Source organism: Streptomyces sp. NPDC058751 (genome assembly GCF_042746485.1).
Classification (GTDB): domain Bacteria; phylum Actinomycetota; class Actinomycetes; order Streptomycetales; family Streptomycetaceae; genus Streptomyces.
Genome location: NZ_JBHYPZ010000038.1, coordinates 29,698 through 43,803 on the forward strand (window position 1 = coordinate 29,698; position 14,106 = coordinate 43,803).

Annotated in this window: 14 protein-coding genes; 6 read left to right on the forward strand and 8 right to left on the reverse strand. The window is 72.2% G+C overall.

What is annotated here, in order from left to right:
- The first annotated feature begins 505 nt into the window (after window positions 1-505).
- On the forward strand, window positions 506-865 hold the full coding sequence (locus tag ACFW6B_RS29965; protein WP_386600793.1) for a hypothetical protein: 360 nt from the start codon (window positions 506-508) through the stop codon (window positions 863-865).
- Between the two features lies 1 nt (window position 866).
- Entirely contained in the window at window positions 867-1,337 is a 471-nt protein-coding gene (locus ACFW6B_RS29970; RefSeq protein WP_386600795.1) for a hypothetical protein, read from the forward strand.
- A 25-nt stretch (window positions 1,338-1,362) separates the two neighbouring features.
- Here ACFW6B_RS29970 and ACFW6B_RS29975 read toward each other — a convergent pair whose 3' ends face one another.
- The 3 genes from ACFW6B_RS29975 to ACFW6B_RS29985 form a co-directional block, all read right to left on the reverse strand.
- Entirely contained in the window at window positions 1,363-1,866 is a 504-nt protein-coding gene (locus ACFW6B_RS29975) for a GNAT family N-acetyltransferase (protein ID WP_386600796.1), read from the reverse strand.
- A gap of 58 nt (window positions 1,867-1,924) precedes the next feature.
- Complete coding sequence (locus ACFW6B_RS29980; protein WP_386600798.1) at window positions 1,925-2,419, reverse strand: RNA polymerase sigma factor; 495 nt, start codon at window positions 2,417-2,419, stop codon at window positions 1,925-1,927.
- A gap of 134 nt (window positions 2,420-2,553) precedes the next feature.
- Window positions 2,554-3,717, reverse strand: coding sequence for a glycerophosphodiester phosphodiesterase (locus ACFW6B_RS29985; RefSeq protein WP_386600800.1), 1,164 nt, complete (start codon window positions 3,715-3,717; stop codon window positions 2,554-2,556).
- Between the two features lie 448 nt (window positions 3,718-4,165).
- Between ACFW6B_RS29985 and ACFW6B_RS29990 the strand changes: the two genes are divergently transcribed.
- The gene (locus ACFW6B_RS29990) at window positions 4,166-4,795 is read left to right on the forward strand and encodes a 1-acyl-sn-glycerol-3-phosphate acyltransferase (protein WP_225860412.1); all 630 of its coding nucleotides are present in this window, start codon (window positions 4,166-4,168) and stop codon (window positions 4,793-4,795) included.
- A gap of 368 nt (window positions 4,796-5,163) precedes the next feature.
- Here ACFW6B_RS29990 and ACFW6B_RS29995 read toward each other — a convergent pair whose 3' ends face one another.
- The 5 genes from ACFW6B_RS29995 to ACFW6B_RS30015 all read right to left on the reverse strand — a co-directional run bounded on the left by ACFW6B_RS29995 (window position 5,164) and on the right by ACFW6B_RS30015 (window position 11,211).
- Window positions 5,164-6,681: an MFS transporter gene (locus ACFW6B_RS29995; RefSeq protein WP_386600802.1), complete on the reverse strand. Its 1,518-nt coding sequence runs from the start codon at window positions 6,679-6,681 to the stop codon at window positions 5,164-5,166.
- A complete protein-coding gene (locus ACFW6B_RS30000) occupies window positions 6,678-7,229 on the reverse strand; it encodes a TetR/AcrR family transcriptional regulator (RefSeq protein WP_386600804.1) in 552 nt (183 codons plus the stop codon). Before ACFW6B_RS30000 ends, ACFW6B_RS29995 begins: the two co-directional genes overlap by 4 nt.
- 118 nt (window positions 7,230-7,347) lie before the next feature.
- Window positions 7,348-8,319: an aldo/keto reductase gene (locus ACFW6B_RS30005; protein ID WP_386600806.1), complete on the reverse strand. Its 972-nt coding sequence runs from the start codon at window positions 8,317-8,319 to the stop codon at window positions 7,348-7,350.
- Between the two features lie 129 nt (window positions 8,320-8,448).
- Window positions 8,449-9,882: an argininosuccinate lyase gene (gene argH / locus ACFW6B_RS30010; protein WP_386600808.1), complete on the reverse strand. Its 1,434-nt coding sequence runs from the start codon at window positions 9,880-9,882 to the stop codon at window positions 8,449-8,451.
- A 135-nt stretch (window positions 9,883-10,017) separates the two neighbouring features.
- Complete coding sequence (locus ACFW6B_RS30015; protein WP_386600810.1) at window positions 10,018-11,211, reverse strand: argininosuccinate synthase; 1,194 nt, start codon at window positions 11,209-11,211, stop codon at window positions 10,018-10,020.
- A 336-nt stretch (window positions 11,212-11,547) separates the two neighbouring features.
- Here ACFW6B_RS30015 and ACFW6B_RS30020 point away from each other — a divergent pair, with 336 nt between their 5' ends.
- The 3 genes from ACFW6B_RS30020 to ACFW6B_RS30030 all read left to right on the forward strand — a co-directional run bounded on the left by ACFW6B_RS30020 (window position 11,548) and on the right by ACFW6B_RS30030 (window position 13,805).
- Window positions 11,548-12,387 (forward strand): hypothetical protein, encoded by an 840-nt coding sequence (locus ACFW6B_RS30020; RefSeq protein ID WP_386600812.1) that lies wholly within the window; start codon window positions 11,548-11,550, stop codon window positions 12,385-12,387.
- 134 nt (window positions 12,388-12,521) lie between these two features.
- The gene (locus ACFW6B_RS30025; protein ID WP_386600814.1) at window positions 12,522-13,109 is read left to right on the forward strand and encodes a pyridoxamine 5'-phosphate oxidase family protein; all 588 of its coding nucleotides are present in this window, start codon (window positions 12,522-12,524) and stop codon (window positions 13,107-13,109) included.
- A gap of 3 nt (window positions 13,110-13,112) precedes the next feature.
- Window positions 13,113-13,805, forward strand: coding sequence for a L,D-transpeptidase (locus ACFW6B_RS30030; RefSeq protein WP_386600816.1), 693 nt, complete (start codon window positions 13,113-13,115; stop codon window positions 13,803-13,805).
- Window positions 13,806-14,106 lie beyond the last annotated feature (301 nt).

The window sequence follows — 14,106 nt, forward strand, 5'->3', positions numbered from 1 at the left end:
GTGCGCGGGGCAGCCCGGTCACGTACGCGGTACGGACACAGGGCGCGGCGGTCCCGCTTCGGGGCGCGGGATCAGACGGTGGTGCGGGGGCCCTCTAACAGGCGCACATTCGACACATACAACGAGCACCGGGCGTCATGGTCGCCTCGGTCGCAAGGATGCGGTCGCTCGTCGTGGTCATGGAAGGAAGTAAAGCAGACCGGAAGCCGGGAACCGCCCCGCTGTCCGAATAGCGGACAGTCGTGGACTGTTTTCGGCCCGGGCCGAACTCCCCCTTCTCCCCTTGTCCCCAGTACGGACAAGGGGGACGGGGTCCCGGCGTGGTCCGCGCCGCGTTCACGGACCTGACACATTGTGGCCAATGCCACGGTGGCCAGGAGCGTGCCGCGCCGGGAGTCCGGCGGGGCGCCCTCGGCGACGGCGCGGCGAACCGGATCGCCGGCCGGCCGACGGGCGGTCCGGGGGCGAGCGCATCAGGTCTTTTGGCCCGTAATAGGGTCGCGGCATGTTTGATGCCCTGACGGTCGCGACGGCCGTCGCCGCGCTCGCGCTCGCCGCCTGGTGCGGCTGGGCCGCCCACCGCGATCAGCCCACCAAGGACTGGCACTTCATCGGCATGGCCGTGGTGAGCCTGCTCGCCCTGGTCCAGCTCGTGATCGGTGTCGTCCAGCTGGTGCGCGGCGAGGAGCCGGAACAGGGCACGACCATCTTCGTGGCGTATCTGATCGGCGCCTTCGCCTGCGTTCCCGCCGCGGGGTTCATGTCGCTGGCGGAACGCACCCGCTGGGGTTCGGTCACGGTGGCGGCCGGCGGCGTCGTCCTCGCCGTGCTCGAGGTCCGGCTCTACGACATCTGGGGAGGCTGAGATGACGGCCGCGGAGGAGGACACGAGCGTGACGACTCGGGACGAGCGGGACGGAGCACCGGCCGCCGGCACGAAGGGCACGCGGCTCATCGGCGGCCCGGGCATCCTGCTGGTGTGGCTGTACGGGGTGATGGTGGTCGGCGCCGTCTCACGGTCGGCCGTGCAGATCTCCACGCAGTTCGACAGGGCGCCGCTCGCCTACTCGCTCTCCGCGGTCGCCGGTCTCGTCTACGGGTTCATCACGTACTCGCTGGTGCGCGGCGGCGAGAGGGCGCGCAGGGCGGCGCTGGTGTGCTGCGCCGCCGAGCTCGCGGGCGTACTGGTCGTCGGGACCTGGACGCTGGCCGAGCCCTCCGCGTTCCCCGACGCCACGGTGTGGTCGGACTACGGCATGGGCTATCTGTTCATCCCGGTCCTGCTGCCGCTGTCGGCGATGTACTGGCTGCGCAAGGCGCGTACGAACGCCGGCTGACGGCAGCGGCCCCGGCCTGCCGCGTTCAGGCGCTGGTGGCGTACGCGCCCACGTCGGCGCCCTTGGCCAGGGTCACCAGCGTCAGGCGCTCGCCCACCCGCTCCTGCGAGACGGGGGCGTAGCCGTGCTTGCGGTACAGGCGCAGGTTGCGCTCGCTGCGGTGGCCGGTGAACAGCTGGAAGGACTTCGCCGCCCCCTCGGCGCCGAGGCGGGCCTCGATGGCGTCGAGCAGACGTCCGCCCAGGCCGTGCCGCTGCATGCGCGGGTGCACGATGAGCTTGTTGATGCGGGCCGTTCCGTCGGTGTCGACGGCGCCGCGTACCGAGGCCACCACCTCGTCGCCGAGCCGGGCCACCAGGACGGTGCCGCCCGCCAGTTCCGCCCTGAGCGAGTCGAGGGGCTGTGTGAGCGGCTCCATGCCGTAGTCGCCGTACAGCTCGGCCTCGCTCTGATAGCAGAGGTACTGCAGCTTCAGGATCGATTCCGCGTCCTGCTCGGTCGCCGCCGAGATGGTCACGCTCATGCCCATGTGTGCATGCCTCCCGCTCACCTGTTCCGCCGGTTGTCCCCCACTCCTATCCCCGTCGTCAGCGGACCGCAACCTCCGTCGCCAGCAATCGCCGAAGACATCCGAGACATCTGGAGCGTTCCGGGCCGAGACTGCCCTGTGAGATACCCAACTGGCCCGCGATCTGCCGGTATGTGAGGTCTTCCGGGGAGAGCAGGGCGGCCATGAGGCGCGGGCAGCGGCCGGGCAGCCGGCGCACCGCCGCGTGCAGTTCGCGCCGGACGACGGCGGCCACGGCCCGCTGCTCCGGGCCGGGGCCGCCGTCGTCCGCGGGCTCGGTGGCGTAGGGCTGCTCGACGCGGGCCCTCCGGCGGCTCCGGCGGCCCTCGGAGCGCACGGCGCGGCGCACCCAGCGCTGCGGGTCGGCGGGCGGTCCCGCCGCGTCCAGGCGTTCCAGCAGCCGCAGCCAGACAGCCTGTTCCAGGTCGCCCCGCTCGGCGCCGGAGGCGTGGGCCTCCGCGGACGCCTCGGCGGCGAGCAGCGGGCGCAGGGTGGTGAGCAGCTCGTGGGTCATGTGCGGCACGACGCGGCCGCCCCGGCGCGGGGTTGCCGGGGCGGCCGTTTCTCACCCCATCCGGGACGGGAGGGCCGTGCGTTGACCTGGGGCGGGCGCCCGCCCCGGCCGGTCGGCGAAGGGGTGCGGCGGACTCATCGCCCGAGGAAGTCCGCGCGGGCCAGCACCGCGGTGTCCGTGTTGTCGGAGAACACCCCGTCGATGCCCGTCTCGAAGTAGGCCCTGAAGGCGCCGAAGGGGTCTCCATAGGCGTCCGCGGCGGTGCCCTTGCGGAAGTTCGCGGGCAGGAAGGGGTTCTCGTTGCGCATGGTGTACGGGTGCAGGATCAGGCCCGCGCGGTGCGCGTCGGCGACGAGCGTGGTCGGGCTGGTGAGGTTGCCGGCCGCGTCCTTGGGGATGACGAGGTCGAGGGTGGGGCCGATGCCCTGCGCGTACGAGGCGATCCACTCCAGGCCCGCGGGGGTGACGAGGTCGGCGACCGTGCGGGGGTCACCGGCCGCGACGAAGTCCCAGGGGCGGGTGTTCGCGGCGGACAGCAGGACGACGAGCGGGTTGCCGACGAGCTCGTCCAGCCGCTGGATGCTGCTCGGCTCGAAGGACTGGAGGATGACGGGCGAGTCCTTCCTGTCCTTGCCGTACTTGCGCAGCAGTCTCGCGACCCGTTCCTCCAGGCCGAGGCCGAGGGACCGGAAGTAGGTGGGGTGCTTGGTCTCGGGGTAGATCCAGACCTGCTTGCCCCGCCTGCGGGTCTGCTCGTCCTGCCAGCGGAGCACCTCCTCGAAGGTGGGGATCTCCCAGCGGCCGTCGTAGAGGGTGTTGTGCGGACGGTTGGCGGGGACGCGTTCCACGGCGCGCAGGGTCTTCAGCTCGGCGAGCGTGAAGTCCTCGGTGAACCAGCCGGTGACGGGAACGCCGTCGAGCGTCTTGGTGGTCCTGCGGCCGGCGAACTCGGGGTGCGCGGCGATGTCCGTGGTCCCGCCGATCTCCGGTTCGTGGCGGCACACGAGGTGGCCGTCCCTGGTGGGCACCAGGTCGCCGGCCTCGACGACGTCGGCGCCCAGGTCGAGGGCGAGCTGGTACGAGCCGAAGGTGTGCTCCGGCCGGTAGCCGCTGGCGCCGCGGTGGGCGATGACGGTCGGTCTGGGCAGGCTCCGGTAGCCGCCGCCCCCGTGGCGTTCGCCCGCGCTCGCGGTGCCCGGCAGGGCGAGGGCCGCTCCGCCCGCCCCGAGCACCGCGGCCGACAGCAGCGTCCGCCGCGCCGTGCCCCGCTCCTGACCGTTCGACTCCTGCGCTCCCATGAGCGCTCCTCCCGCCGTAGGTGCCTGCCTGTCGAAGCGGGACGATCGTAGGTGTCCCCGCGTGACGGGAGGGAGGCCCGCGGCGGAACAGTGGGTGACCTCGGATCCCCCGCGGGATGCGGAACATGACGGTCCGTCGGCATCGGAGGGACGGCCGGGGGCAGACGGGGGGAGAGGCGGGCGGGCGGCCCTTCGCGGGCGCTCACCCGTTCGCCGGTGCCCGTGCGCGATGTCCGTCACACCGGATCGCCCCGGTGTCCACCGCCCACGGGCGCACAACCGCAGGTAAACGCAGGTCAACAGTGCGTATCCGGTCGATGAACCCGATGTGCAATCATCCGGGAACCGCGAGTATCGTCCTCACCTGCACAGATTCCATACCGATCCCTTGAAACCGGAGGGCCCGTTGTCCCGCTTCGCGCTCATCAAGGCAGTGTTCGGAACGATCATGCGCCCGATGTTCCGCCTACGGGTGGAAGGCGTGGAGAACATCCCCGGCGACGGCCCGGTGATCCTCGCCGGCAACCACCTCACGTTCATCGACTCGATGATCCTTCCGCTGGTCTGCGACCGGCAGGTGTTCTTCATCGGCAAGGACGAGTACGTCACGGGCAAGGGCCTCAAGGGCCGGCTCATGGCGTGGTTCTTCACCGGCGTCGGCATGATCCCGGTGGACAGGGACGGCGCCAACGGCGGCGTGGCCGCGCTGATGACCGGCCGCCGCGTGCTGGAGGAGGGCAAGATCTTCGGGATCTACCCCGAGGGCACCCGCTCCCCCGACGGCCGTCTGTACCGCGGCCGTACCGGAATCGCCCGGCTCACCCTGATGACCGGCGCCCCGGTCGTCCCGTTCGCGATGATCGGCACGGACAAGCTCCAGCCGGGCGGCGCGGGCATGCCGCGCCCCGGCAAGGTCACGGTCCGCTTCGGTCCGGCCATGGAGTTCTCGCGCTACGAGGGCATGGACCGCGACCGGTACGTGCTGCGCGCCGTGACCGACTCCGTGATGACCGAGGTCATGCGGCTGTCCGGCCAGGAGTACGTCGACATGTACGCCACCAAGGCGAAGGCCGCGTAGCGCTGCCGCGCTGGAGCACCAGGGTCGGGGGGCGGCCGGCCAAAACCGGGGGGGGGCGCGCCCCAGGGGCCCCCCGGGGGGGGCGGGGTGGCGCGCCCCCCCCCCCCGCCCCGCGCGCCTGGCCCCCCGGGCGTGGCCCCCCGGGGCGGCCCCCCCCCGAACACCCCGGGGGGGGCCCGACCCCTTTGGCGCCCGCAGGTGGAGCCTCGTGCCGCGACCGCGCCTCCGGGCGAAGCCCACCCGGGGCGACCGTGTCTCCGGGCGAGGGCCCGTCCCCGCCGGCCGTGCCTCCGGAGCGGAGCCCACCTTCCCGCGGCCGCGCCCCCGGGTGGGACCAGCCTTCGCGCTGCCGCGACTCCCACCCGTGGCTACACCTCCAGCTTCCGGCCGCGCAGCAGGAACCAGGCCGCCACCGCGGTGGCGAGCAGGACCACGGCGCCCGCGGCCGAGGCGAGGGCCAGACCGTCCACGAAGGACTCCCTGGCCGCGGTCAGCAGCGCCTCGCCGGTGTGCCCGGGCAGGTTCCCGGCGGCCTCCACCGCTCCGCCCAGCGAGTCGTGCGCCCCGGCCGGCGTGCCCGCGGGGCCGGTGAAGCCCGCGTAGACGCCGGTCACGACGGAGCCGAGCAGGGCGATGCCCAGGGCCGCGCCGAGTTCGTACGCCGTCTCGGAGACCGCGGACGCGGCGCCGGCCTGTTCCTTGGGCACGGCGGAGAGGATGACGTCGGCGGTGACGGTGAAGGAGAAGCCCGCGCCGACGCCGACGACGAGCAGGGCCGTGCCGAGCAGCGGATAGCCGGTGGACCGGTCGAGCGTGGTGAGCGCGCCGAGCGCGAGACCCACCGCGGCGAGCCCTCCGGACACGACGGTCCGTACGGAGAAGCGCCGTGCGGCCCGCCCGGCGACCAGACCCGCCGCCACCGCCCCGACGGCGGCCGGGACTTCGGCGAGTCCCGCCTCGAACGGCCCGCGCCCCTGCACGAGTTGCAGGTACTGGGAGAGGAAGAACACGAGTCCGGACATGCCGAGCACGGTGAACAGGTCGGCGAGCACCGCGCCGGAGAATCCCCGGTTGCGGAACAGCCGGACGTCCAGCAGGGGCGTGGGAAGCGTCAGTTGGCGGCGTACGAACCAGAAGAGGGCGCCCGCGCCCAGCAGGCCCGCGGCGAGCGCCTGCCCGCCCGGACCGTGCGCGGCGAGCTCCTTCACCGCGTACACCACACCGATCACGCCGAGGAGCGAGAGGGCCACGCTGACCAGGTCCCAGGGGCCGGGGTCGGGGCTCTTCGACTCCGGGAGGAGTACGCGCCCGACGAGGACGAGCACCACCATCACCGGAAGGTTGATGAGGAACACCGACCCCCACCAGAAGTGTTCGAGCAGGAAGCCGCCGACGACGGGACCGACCGCCGTGCCCGCGGAGGCCGTCGCGCCCCAGATGCCGATGGCGAGGCTGCGCTCGCGCGGGTCGTGGAAGATGTTGCGGATCAGGGCGAGGGTGGCGGGCATCAGGGTCGCGCCCGCGACACCGAGCAGCGCCCGCGCCAGGATCATCGTCCCGGGTGTCGCCGCATAGGCGTTGAGCACGGACACCAGGCCGAACGCCGTGGCGCCGGCCAGCAGCAGTCTCTTGCGGCCGATGCGGTCGCCGAGGCTGCCCATGGAGACGAGCAGGCCCGCGATGACGAAGGAGTAGACGTCACCGATCCACAGGAGCTGGGTTCCTGACGGTTCGAGGTCTTCACTGATGTACGGGGTCGCGAGGCCGAGGACGGTCGCGTCGACGGTCACCAGCAGCACGGCGAGGACGAGGACGCAGAGCGCGAGCCAGCGGCCCGGACGCTTCGGCGTCTCCGTCGCGACCGCCGGCCGCAGGGTGCTGGTCATGGTTCCTCTCTCCTGAGCGCGCCGCCGAGCAACAGCTCGACGATCATGTGGTGGAAGTCCTTGGCTGCGACCCGGCCCTCGGTCACGGCCCAGGACGCCGAGGCCATCAGCCCGTAGAGCGCCTCGGTGAGCCAGGCCGGGGTGAGGTCGATGCGGAACTCGCCGCTCTCCTGGCCGCGCCGGAACAGGGCGGCCATCCGGCCGTCGAGCCGGGCCCAGCCCTCGTTCTGTCCGTCGCCCTCGAAGAGCTGGTTCTCCGTGTAGAGGAAGGCGAGCAGTCCCGCCGCCTTCTCCAGCTCCCCGACCAGGCGGCGCACGGCCTCCTGTGCGCTGCCCTCGTCGAGGCGGGCCGCGTCCAGGGCGGCCTCGCACTCCTCGATGCCGAGCGCCTCCAGCGCGCGCACGAGCGCGTCCCGGCCGGCGAACTGGCGGTGCAGCGTGGCCCGGCTGATGCCGGCGGCCTTGGCCACCTCGTCCATCGTCGCGGTGGATTTGCGGGTGAGCAGGGCGGCTGCGCTGCGCAGCACGTGGTCACGGTCGACAGCCATGAGACGACCATACAGCAAATGAGACATCAATGTCTCATCCGATGCATGAATGTCTCACATCGGCGTCAATGGATGTCTCACATCGGTGCCACCGGAAGGACACTCGGCGCCGGGGCGCTCAGTGCCAGGGAAGCCGTCCGCGTCGCTCCCAGTACGCCCGCGGTTCCTCCACCAGCGCGGCGAGCCGGGTGAGCTGGTCCTCGTCGAGGTCGACGACCGCCGCGTGCAGGTTCGAGGCGAGCTGGTTGGCGGTGACCGCGCCCGAGAGCACGACGCCGGCCCAGGGCTGCCGCAGGATCAGCGCGAGGGCCACCGCGTCGCAGCCGAGGGAGGTCTCCCCGGCGACGGCGCGCAGCACCTCGGGCGCGTGGGACCCGGCGAGCCGGCCGTTGGCCATGCCCTCCTTGACGATCACCGTGAGCCCGGCGTCGTGGGCCTCGGCGAGGGCCGGGGCGGCGGAGGTCTCCAGGACGTTGTACGTGGCCTGGACGGTACGGAAGAGCGGCGCGCCCTCGACCGTGACGGCCAGCGCCGCCCGGATCGCCTCCGCCTGCGCGGGCCCGCTGGTGGAGAAGCCGATCGACAGGCCCTGGGCGGCCGCCTCGGCGAGGGCCGCGTGCAGCTCCTTGTCGGTGAGGGCCGGGCTGTCCGGGGTCACCGAGTGGATCTGGTAGAGGTCGAGCCGGTCGCCGAGCAGTTCCGCGGTCTCGGCGCGCTGCCGCTCGTACGTGGCGAGGCCGTGGTCCTTGACCTCGTGCGCCTCGGCGTCGGTGCGCCAGCCGGCCGTGTACGTGTAGCCCCACTTGCTGCCGACGACGACGTCGTCGACGTCCGGGCGGCTGTTCAGCCAGCCGGCGAGGAACTCCTCGGAGCGGCCGTAGGAACGGGCCGCGTCGAAGTAGCGCACGCCCTGGGCGTAGGCGGCTTCGAGGAGTTCACGGGTGCGCTCGCGCAGGGCGTCGACACTGCGGTCGGCCGGGAGGTCCTCCTCGCGCCCGAGGTTGATGTAGCCGGGGCGGCCCACCGCGGCGAGCCCCAGGCCGAGGTGCGCGGTGGGAGTCGTGGCTGAGGCGAGACGTGCGAAGGGCATCGCGGCTCCGTTCGGTCGGCTCCTTTACGGCTCCCGGCCAACGTAACCCGCGACGCCCTCCGCCGTACGGCACCCGCCCCGGCCCGCGGGCCGTGTCCGCTCCGCGGGCCGGGGCGGGTGCGTGCCGTCCTACTTCTTCCGCTTGGCCGCCGCCCACGTCTGCTGCACGGCGACGTCCGTCTTGATCTCGGCGAGCTGGACGGCGACGGCGCTCGGTGCCGTACCGCCGCGGCCGTCGCGGGAGGCGAGGGCGCCGGGGACGTCGAGGACGGTCCGCACCTCGGGCGTGAGGTGCGCCGAGATCTTCGCGAACTGCTCGTCGGTCAGCTCGTCCAGCTCCTTGCCCTCCGCCTCGGCGACCTTCACGCACTCGCCGGCGACCTCGTGCGCGACGCGGAAGGGCACGCCCTGCCTGACCAGCCACTCGGCGATGTCGGTGGCGAGCGAGAAGCCGGCCGGGGCCAGTTCCTCCATGCGCTCGCGGTGGACGGTCAGCGTGGCCATCATGCCGGTGAAGGCGGGGAGCAGGACCTCCAGCTGGTCGCAGGAGTCGAAGACCGGCTCCTTGTCCTCCTGGAGGTCGCGGTTGTACGCGAGGGGCAGCGCCTTGAGCGTGGCCATCAGCCCGGTCAGGTTGCCGATCAGACGGCCCGACTTGCCGCGCGCCAGCTCGGCGATGTCCGGGTTCTTCTTCTGCGGCATGATCGACGAGCCCGTGGAGAACGCGTCGTGGAGGGTGACGAAGGAGAACTCCTTCGTGTTCCAGATGATGACCTCCTCGGCGATCCGCGAGAGGTTCACGCCGATCATCGCGGTGACGAAGGCGAACTCCGCCACGAAGTCGCGGGAGGCCGTGCCGTCGATGGAGTTGGCGGCGCTGCCGTGCTCGAAGCCGAGGTCCTTCGCCACCGCCTCGGGGTCCAGGCCGAGGGAGGAGCCGGCCAGGGCGCCGGAGCCGTACGGCGAGACGGCCGTCCGCTCGTCCCACTGGCGCAGCCGCTCGGCGTCCCGGGACAGGGACTGGACGTGGGCCAGGACGTGGTGCGCGAACAGCACGGGCTGGGCGTGCTGGAGGTGGGTGCGCCCCGGCATCGCCACGTCCGGGTGGGCCTCCGCCAGGCCGATCAGCGCCTCCTGGAGGTCGGCGATCAGACCGCCGATGATCCGGGCGTGGTCGCGCAGGTACATCCGGAAGAGCGTGGCCACCTGGTCGTTGCGGGAGCGGCCGGCGCGGAGCTTGCCGCCGAGGTCGGGGCCGAGGCGCTCCAGGAGGCCGCGTTCCAGGGCGGTGTGGACGTCCTCGTCGGCGATCGTGCCCGTGAAGGAGCCGTCGGCGACGTCCGACTCCAGCCGGTCGAGGCCCTCGATCATGCGCGTGAGCTCGTCCTCGGTGAGCAGGCCCGCCTTGTGCAGCACGCGCGCGTGGGCACGCGAACCGGCGATGTCGTACGGCGCGAGGCGCCAGTCGAAGTGGACCGACGCGGACAGCTTGGCCAGGGCCTCGGCGGGACCGTCGGCGAACCGGCCGCCCCAGAGCCGGACGTCACCGCTGTTGCTGCTCACTTGCGTTACTCCTCGAAAGGTGTGGATGTGCCGCCGCCTCCCCACGCGCACGTGCGTGAGGAGGCGGCTGCCAGGCTATTGCTCGGGGGTCCGAGGCGGCGGACACGACACGGCCCGCGCCAAGTCCCTTACGTCCTAGGCCAGATCCCGCTTGGCGGCGATCTTCGACGACAGGCTGTAGATGTCGATGAAGCCCTTGGCCGCGGCCTGGTCGAAGGTGTCGCCGGTGTCGTACGTGGCGAGGTCGAAGTCGTAGAGCGAGGTGTCGGAGCGCCGGCCCGTGACGACCGCGCGGCCGCCGTGCAGGGTCATCCGGATGTCGCCGTTGACGTGCTGGTTGGCCTCGGCGATGAAGCCGTCCAGGGCGCGCTTGAGCGGGGAGAACCACTGGCCGTCGTAGACCAGTTCGCCCCAGCGCTGCTCGACCTGCCGCTTGTAGCGGGCGAGTTCGCGCTCGACGGTGACGTTCTCCAGCTCCTGGTGCGCGGTGATCAGCGCGATCGCGCCCGGCGCCTCGTACACCTCACGGGACTTGATGCCCACGAGCCGGTCCTCGACCATGTCGATCCGGCCGATGCCCTGGGCTCCGGCACGCTCGTTGAGCTGCTGGATGGCCTGGAGCACGCTGACGGGCTTGCCGTCGATGGCGACCGGGACGCCCTGCTTGAAGGTGATGATCACCTCGTCGGCCTCGCGGGCCTCGGCCGGGTTCGAGGTGTACTCGTAGATGTCCTCGATCGGGGCGTTCCAGATGTCCTCCAGGAAGCCCGTCTCGACCGCGCGCCCGAAGACGTTCTGGTCGATCGAGTAGGGGGACTTCTTGGTGGTGGCGATCGGGAGCTGCTTCTCCTCGCAGAAGGCGATCGCCTTGTCCCGGGTCATCGCGTAGTCGCGGACCGGGGCGATGCACTTGAGGTCGGGCGCGAGGGCGACGATGCCGGCCTCGAACCGCACCTGGTCGTTGCCCTTGCCCGTGCAGCCGTGGGCCACCGTGGTGGCGCCGTGCTTCTGGGCGGCGGCGACGAGGTGCTTGACGATCGTCGGCCGGGAGAGCGCGGAGACCAGCGGGTAGCGGTCCATGTAGAGGGCGTTGGCCTTGATCGCCGGGAGGCAGTACTCGTCGGCGAACTCGTCCTTGGCGTCCGCGACCTCGGCCTCGACGGCACCGCAGGCGATGGCTCGCTTGCGGATGACGTCCAGGTCCTCGCCGCCCTGGCCGACGTCGACCGCAACGGCGATGACCTCGGCGCCCGTCTCCTCGGCGATCCAGCCGATGGCGACGGAGGTGTCCAGACCGCCCGAGTAGGCGAGTACGACGCGCTCGGTCACGGGATTCTCCTCACAGTGCATTCGCTGACATGCATGAGTATGCAGCACTCTGCATGTTTCGTCAATCGACCCGCACGGCGGTGGCGCGTTCCCGGACCGCGGGGACATGCGTGCCGCTCCGCCGCGACCGCGCGGCGGCGTGCTTCCGGACGCGGGAGGCGCGCGCCTCCGCGCGGCCGGCCGAGGAATCTTCACGGAGCGTTGAACGCCCGAAACCGCTTTCGCGTATCTCCCGCTGAACGCAGGCGCCGCGCTCACGCACGACAGGCACACGGACAACGGCCGACCCGTCGAACACCGGACGGTCGTCCACCCCGACCCGAGTGAGGATTCCGCATGTCCAGGGCTCTTCCGAAGTACAACAAGCGGCGCGTCGTGATGATCGGCGGAGCCTCCGCCGTGGTGCTGTCCGCGGCGGTGATCGCCGGCAGCGCCCTGGCGGGTGAGACGCAGAACAACGCGCAGAACGCCACGACGAAGGCCGCCGCGGGCACCATCAGCTGCCCGGACGTCGCCTCGCAGCTGCCTGCGGTCCCCGCCTCCGCGAAGGCCGAGGTCGACCGCAACCTCGCCCTCCTCAACACCCAGATCGCCGAGGCCAACAAGCGACTCGCCGACACCGTCGGACAGGGCGGCCCCAACTTCGTCCAGAACGCGATCCTCGGCCCCCTCAAGGACAAGCGCGCCTCCACCATCGACCGCATCGCGATCTCCATCGGCCGCACCGCCGCCAAGCCCACCGGACTGGACACCCTCGCGGCCTGCTCCCTCGGCGCGGGAGGCGCGGCCGCCGGCGGCGGGGGCGCCGCCACCGCCGCCCCGAGCGCGTCGGCTCCCGCGCAGGCGGGCGGGGACGCCGCCGGAGCGGGCGCCGCCACCGCGGCCGGCACCATCACCTGCCCGGACGTCGCTTCCCAGCTGCCCGCCGTCCCCGCCTCCGCGAAGGCCGAGGTCGACCGCAACCTCGCCCTCCTCAACACCCAGATCGCCGAGGCCAACAAGCGACTCGCCGACACCGTCGGACAGGGCGGCCCCAACTTCGTCCAGAACGCCATCCTCGGCCCCCTCAAGGACAAGCGCGCCTCCACCATCGACCGCATCGCGATCTCCATCGGCCGCACCGCCGCCAAGCCCACCGGACTGGACACCCTCGCGGCCTGCACGCTGAACAAGTGACCTGACCGGTGACACGACCGCCCCGCAGACGCCGGCCGGGGCGGTCCGCGGGTTCCGGCGGTGCCCCTGAACGACGCCGCCGGAACCCGTAATCCCTTAGACGGACGAACGACTTTCCCCGATAATCGTTAGACATGGGAAAGACTTATGAGCGCATCGACGGCCGCCTCCGCTCGTTCATCGAGGCCCAGCCCCTCTTCTTCACCGCGACCGCGCCCCTGTCCGGCGACGGCACGGTCAACCTCTCCCCCAAAGGACTCACCGGCTCGTTCGCCGTTCTCGACGAACTGACCGTGGCCTACCTGGACTTCGCCGGGAGCACCTCCGAGACGATCGCGCACCTGCGCGAGAACGGCCGGATCACCCTGATGTGGTGCGCCTTCCAGGGCCCGCCCAACATCGTCCGGGTGCACGGCCGGGGCGAACCGGTCTTCCGCGACGACCCGCGCTTCAAGGAACTCCTCACCCACTTCGACGGCATCGACCCGACCCCGCACGGGCTGCGCGCGATCATCGTCGTGACGGCCGAGCTCGTCCGCGACTCCTGTGGCTACGCGGTGCCCTTCATGTCCTACGACGAGGACCGCGACCTGCACGGCAAGCGCTTCGCGCGCGAGGACGACGCCTCGCTGAGCGCGTACTTCACCAAGAAGGAGCACATCGCGACGAGCCTGGACGGACTTCCCGGGCTGCCGCTGCCGCTGCCCCCCAGTACGGTCTGAGCCATGCGCCTCGGAGCCGCCGCCCTCGCGTCCGCATCCCTGTTCGCCCTGGCCCCGGGCGGACCGCCGCCCGTCGCCGTGCCGCCCGCGCGGCTCGCCGGCACCGGTGGCCAGCTCCTCGTCGCCGAGGCACCGCGCGCGAACGCGACCTCGGGGACCCTCACCTGGTGGGACCTGCGGGACGGACGCTGGGTGCGGGCCGGCTCCGCGCCGGCGCGGTTCGGGGCGCGCGGACTCGTCGAGGGCGGAGCCCGGCGCCAGGGCACGAACACCACGCCCACGGGCCTGTACGAGCTGCCGTACGCGTTCGGGACCCGCGCGGCGCCGGACGGCACCTCGATGCCGTACCGCCGGGTGACCCGGGACTCCTGGTGGTGCCAGGACAACGCCTCCCGGTCCTACAACCGGTGGACCGAGCCACGCCCCGCGGACTGCCGGGCCGGGGAGTCGGAGCACCTGACCGCCTACGGCAGGCAGTACGCGTACGCCGTGGTCATCGGGTTCAACTACGACCGGCCCGTACGGGGGCGGGGCGCGGGCATCTTCCTGCACGTCGACGGGAGCGGGCCGACCGCCGGCTGCGTGTCCGTGCCGGCGGACGCGATGCGGCGGATCCTCGCGTGGGCCGACCCCGCGCGCAGACCGCACATCGTCATCGGCACGACCGGCGGGGCGACGGCGGTCACCCGGTACTGACGGCACCCGGGGCCGCGGCGGCCATCGGCGCGCACGGAGCCCCGGGCGGCGGGCCGGATGCCTTCCCGGACCGCCGCACACGCCCCGAGAAAGACCCGTCGGCAAGATCACAAAATCCCGCCGGTCGTCTATCCTTCGGACAATCCCAGGAACCAGGAGATCGGCAGTTACGCGCTTCCCGCGCTCGGACGCGAGACACCGGCCGCGCGGAGCACCCGGATCGACCCGGTGTCCGGAGCCACGTACACCAGTGACGGACACAGGCGGTCGCCGTGGTCCGCACTCGACTCGGCGGGCTTCT

Coding starts and splice junctions, on each gene's coding strand:
- ACFW6B_RS29965 (WP_386600793.1), top strand. CDS start 506: ATGTTTGATGCCCTGACGGTCGCGACGGCCGTCGCCGCGCTCGCGCTC.
- ACFW6B_RS29970 (WP_386600795.1), top strand. CDS start 867: ATGACGGCCGCGGAGGAGGACACGAGCGTGACGACTCGGGACGAGCGG.
- ACFW6B_RS29975 (WP_386600796.1), bottom strand. CDS start 1,866: ATGGGCATGAGCGTGACCATCTCGGCGGCGACCGAGCAGGACGCGGAA.
- ACFW6B_RS29980 (WP_386600798.1), bottom strand. CDS start 2,419: ATGACCCACGAGCTGCTCACCACCCTGCGCCCGCTGCTCGCCGCCGAG.
- ACFW6B_RS29985 (WP_386600800.1), bottom strand. CDS start 3,717: ATGGGAGCGCAGGAGTCGAACGGTCAGGAGCGGGGCACGGCGCGGCGG.
- ACFW6B_RS29990 (WP_225860412.1), top strand. CDS start 4,166: ATGCGCCCGATGTTCCGCCTACGGGTGGAAGGCGTGGAGAACATCCCC.
- ACFW6B_RS29995 (WP_386600802.1), bottom strand. CDS start 6,681: ATGACCAGCACCCTGCGGCCGGCGGTCGCGACGGAGACGCCGAAGCGT.
- ACFW6B_RS30000 (WP_386600804.1), bottom strand. CDS start 7,229: ATGGCTGTCGACCGTGACCACGTGCTGCGCAGCGCAGCCGCCCTGCTC.
- ACFW6B_RS30005 (WP_386600806.1), bottom strand. CDS start 8,319: ATGCCCTTCGCACGTCTCGCCTCAGCCACGACTCCCACCGCGCACCTC.
- ACFW6B_RS30020 (WP_386600812.1), top strand. CDS start 11,548: ATGTCCAGGGCTCTTCCGAAGTACAACAAGCGGCGCGTCGTGATGATC.
- ACFW6B_RS30025 (WP_386600814.1), top strand. CDS start 12,522: ATGGGAAAGACTTATGAGCGCATCGACGGCCGCCTCCGCTCGTTCATC.
- ACFW6B_RS30030 (WP_386600816.1), top strand. CDS start 13,113: ATGCGCCTCGGAGCCGCCGCCCTCGCGTCCGCATCCCTGTTCGCCCTG.